Source organism: Planktothrix sp. FACHB-1355 (assembly GCF_014748295.1).
GTDB classification, from domain to species: Bacteria; Cyanobacteriota; Cyanobacteriia; order Cyanobacteriales; family Aerosakkonemataceae; genus Aerosakkonema; species Aerosakkonema funiforme_A.
Genome location: NZ_JACJUP010000648.1, coordinates 1 through 3,944, shown reverse-complemented (window position 1 = coordinate 3,944; position 3,944 = coordinate 1). Strand labels below are relative to the sequence as shown.

The following is a 3,944-nucleotide window of genomic DNA, read 5'->3' as shown; positions in this document are numbered from 1 at the left end:
CAAGCGTGGATCGAAAGTTGGAACCGCCACGATTTAGATGCTATTATGTCCCACTATGCCGAAGAAATAGAATTTATATCCCCATTCGCGATTAAATTGTTGGGTGATGCTTCTGGCAGTATTAAAGGGAAAGAAGCGCTCAGGTCTTATTTTGCAAAAGGGCTTGATACTTATCCAGAGCTTAAGTTTGAGTTATGGCAAATATTGACGGGTGTGGAAAGCTTAACTGTTTACTATCGCAGCGTTAAAGAAATGCTCGCAGCAGAAGTAATGGTCTTGAATTCTCAAGGCAAGATTGCAAAAGCGATCGTTCACTACAGTGCTAATACCATCTCGAAAATTTAAAATTTGCAATTTCCCAATCCCCACTGTCTAATAGCCGAAACAAAGTCTATAAAGGTAATTTTGTCAATAGGTTTTCCCGAACAAATTTGGTATCTCTGGCTAGGTTACTTGCTTGCCAGAAAATATTATCTTTTGTAAAGGTGAAGATTCGTATAGGTGAGGACTAAAGATGTACATCGTACAAATTGCCTCTGAATGCGCTCCCGTCATCAAAGCCGGAGGTTTGGGCGATGTTGTTTACGGGCTTAGCAGAGAGTTAGGAATTCGGGGTCATGGGGTAGAAATTATTCTGCCAAAGTACGATTGTATGCGCTATGACCATATTTGGGGAATGCACAACGCATATCGCGACTTGGAAGTGCCCTGGGATGGCGGTGCAATTAACTGTTCTGTGGATTGCGGCTGGGTACACGGACAGCTGTGTTTCTTTATCGAACCCCACTCCAGCGATGACTTTTTTAATCGGGGCTGTTACTACGGTTGTCTGGACGATCATATGCGCTTTGCGTTTTTCAGTAAAGCCGCTTTAGAGTTTCTACTGAAAACTAATAAGTGTCCCGATGTTATCCATTGCCACGACTGGCAAACAGGCTTAGTTCCTGTGATGCTGTACGAGATATATCAATATCACGGACTAGAGAATCAGCGGGTATGCTATACGATCCACAACTTCAAACACCAAGGGATTGCGGGTGCTAACTTACTTGAGGTGGCCGGTCTGTATCGACAAGAATACTACTACGATATCGATCGCCTGGGCGATGACCAAAACGCAACGGCGATCAACTTGATGAAAGGGGGTATAGTCTACTCCAACTATATCAACACGGTTTCGCCCCATCATGCCTGGGAAGCGCGTTTCACGGAAGTTGGCTGTGGGTTGGGACACACCTTGCACAAACACCAGCACAAATTTGGCGGGATTCTCAATGGGATTGACTATAATGTTTGGAATCCGGAAGTCGATCGCTACATTCCCTATCACTACTCTCAGGATAATCTGGAAGAAAAACTCAAGAACAAAAAAGCGCTACGAGAGCGACTTTGGCTGGGTCATTCCCAGAAGCCGATCGTTTGCTACATCGGTCGTTTAGACGATCAAAAAGGCGTTCATCTCGTGCATCACGCCATTTATTACGCTCAAAATCGAGGGGCGCAATTTGTGTTGTTGGGTTCCGCTACAGAACCTGGGATTAACGACCATTTCTGGCATGAAAAACAGCACCTGAATAATAGTCCAGATTGTCACATAGAAATCGGGTTCAACGAAGAGTTAGCCCATTTAATCTATGCAGGTGCGGATATGATTGTCGTCCCCAGCAATTACGAACCCTGCGGATTAACGCAGATGATTGGGTTGAAATACGGTACTGTGCCGATCGTGCGCGGAGTTGGCGGTCTTGTGAATACCGTGTTCGATCGCGACTACGACCAAAACAAACCGCCAGAAGAACGCAATGGCTATGTGTTCTACCAAACAGATAATCAAGCCTTAGAATCAGCGCTCGATCGCGCAATCGATCTGTGGTACAAAAAACCTAAAGAATTCCGCAAACTGGTGATTCAGGGTATGGAATACGACTACTCGTGGAACCATCCCGGCGCTCAGTATGTTGGAATTTACGATTATATCCGACACAAATGAGAGGCTAGGGAAAAGGGAAGAGGGAGAGGGAGGAATCTTGAATTTTGACTTTTGACTCTCCCACTCCCCCACTACTTGGGTAATACTTGACGCAATACTTCTAAGAGTCGATCGACACTTTCCGGACGACTGTTGAAACCCATCAAACCGACACGCCAAACTTTACCCGCCAGTTCGCCAAGTCCGCCGCCGATTTCAATGTTGTATTCACTTAGTAATTGGCGCGATATTGCTTTGCCATCCACGCCTTCAGGAATGCGAACAGTTGTCAGAGTTGGCAAACGAAATTCTCGCGGAACGTGGAGAGTTAATTCTAAATCTTCTAGTCCCTGCCAAAGGTATTCGGCATTTTTTTGATGGCGTTGCCAACAGTTTTCCAATCCTTCTTCTGCTATTAAACGCAGCGCTTCCCGGAGAGCATAGTATAAGTTGATGGGGGCTGTGTGGTGATAGATGCGATCGCTTCCCCAATACTTGCTTAACAAGGTCATATCCAAATACCAATTAGCTACTTTATGGCGACGTTGCTGCAATTTTTCTGCCGCACGGGGACTCATGGTAAACGGCGAAGCGCCGGGAGGACAACCCAAGCCTTTCTGACTGCAACTATAAGCTAGGTCAACTCCCCACTCATCCAAAAATATGGGAACGCCACCCAGACTGGTTACGGTATCCACGAGTAGCAGACAGTTAAATTCGCGACATAAGTCGCCGACGCCTTCCAAAGGTTGACGCGCTCCTGTGGATGTTTCAGCATGGACTAAAGCCAGGATTGCCGGACGGTGGGTTGCCATCGCAGTACGGAGTTCGTCGAGGGAAAACACTTCTCCCCAAGGTTTGCTAATGCTTCGCACATCCGCACCGTAGCGTCCCGCCATGTCAACCAAGCGATTACCGAAATAGCCCATTACACCAACCAGAACGACATCGCCTGGTTCGACGGAATTGGCGATCGTTGCTTCCATTGCCGCCGTCCCCGTACCGCTAACTGCGATGGTATGGGAATTTTCCGTTTGCCAAACATAGCGCAGCAAGGTTTGTATTTCATCCATCAACGCCAGAAATGCTGGGTCGAGGTGTCCCACCGGCGGTGTATTCATCGCTTGGAGGACGGCGGGATGGGCGTTGGAGGGGCCAGGGCCAAGCAACAGGCGAGTAGGTATTTGCAAGGGAGCGAGTTGCAGTCGTCGATCGTTGTTAATTGAAACTGTGAGAGTCATTATGTTATAAGGATTGGCAATTTTTCGATCGGAAAAGCTAGCCCACTCAGGAGTAGGGCTTTTAACTAGATTACGCCACTAACCAGAGCATTTACTTCGTTTGGAAAATGTTTTGCACCATTTTTTTATCTGCACTTGCAGCAGCTTTATCCAGTTCTGCAATCTCCCCAGAGTCTAGTTGCCAACCCAAAGCGCCAATATTCTCCTTTGCCTGTTCCACAGTCTTCGCGCCTGGGATGGGAATAGTTCCTTTACAGATGCACCAGTTGATTGCCACCTGGGACATTGTTTTGTTTCTCGATCGCGCTACCTCTGCCAAACAGGTAGTAAGCGATCGAATTCCTGGCAATAATTGCCTAAACAGCAGACCTCGGATGCCTTTGGGAAACGGCCCTTTTTCCGAGTATTTACCTGTCAGCAGACCTAATGCCAGAGGACTGTAAGCAATCAGTTTTATTCCCAATTCATCGCATACTTCTTTAATTGCCAATTCGGTGACGGGATAGGTAGATAGCAGTGAATATTGAACTTGCAGAGTGGCAATGGGAACGCCTCGATCGACAAATTTTTGATGCACTTGTTTGAGGCGTTTCGAGCCGTAATTTGATAACCCCACTCCCTTTACCAGTCCTTGTTCGTAAAGGTCGGCAAGACCATCCAAAAGCCGCCATTCCTGCCAAGGAGCATAGTTAGCAGTAGACCAGTGCATTTGCACCAAATCTACATTTTTTCCC

The 3,944-nt window shown here is 46.9% G+C and carries 4 protein-coding genes; 2 read left to right on the top strand and 2 right to left on the bottom strand.

Features of this window, described 5'->3' with window-relative positions; genetic code table 11:
• The coding region (locus H6S82_RS22370; protein ID WP_191056724.1) for a nuclear transport factor 2 family protein at window positions 1-345 on the top strand (345 nt) is incomplete at its 5' end.
• Window positions 346-514: 169 nt separating this feature from the next.
• The gene (gene glgA / locus H6S82_RS22365; RefSeq protein ID WP_190461591.1) at window positions 515-1,990 is read left to right on the top strand and encodes a glycogen synthase GlgA; all 1,476 of its coding nucleotides are present in this window, start codon (window positions 515-517) and stop codon (window positions 1,988-1,990) included.
• 71 nt (window positions 1,991-2,061) lie between these two features.
• Here glgA and H6S82_RS22360 read toward each other — a convergent pair whose 3' ends face one another.
• Window positions 2,062-3,210 (bottom strand): alanine--glyoxylate aminotransferase family protein, encoded by a 1,149-nt coding sequence (locus H6S82_RS22360; protein WP_190461589.1) that lies wholly within the window; start codon window positions 3,208-3,210, stop codon window positions 2,062-2,064.
• A gap of 91 nt (window positions 3,211-3,301) precedes the next feature.
• Window positions 3,302-3,944, bottom strand: a 643-nt coding sequence (locus H6S82_RS22355; protein ID WP_191056723.1) for an aldo/keto reductase, incomplete at its 5' end; no start/stop codon positions are given.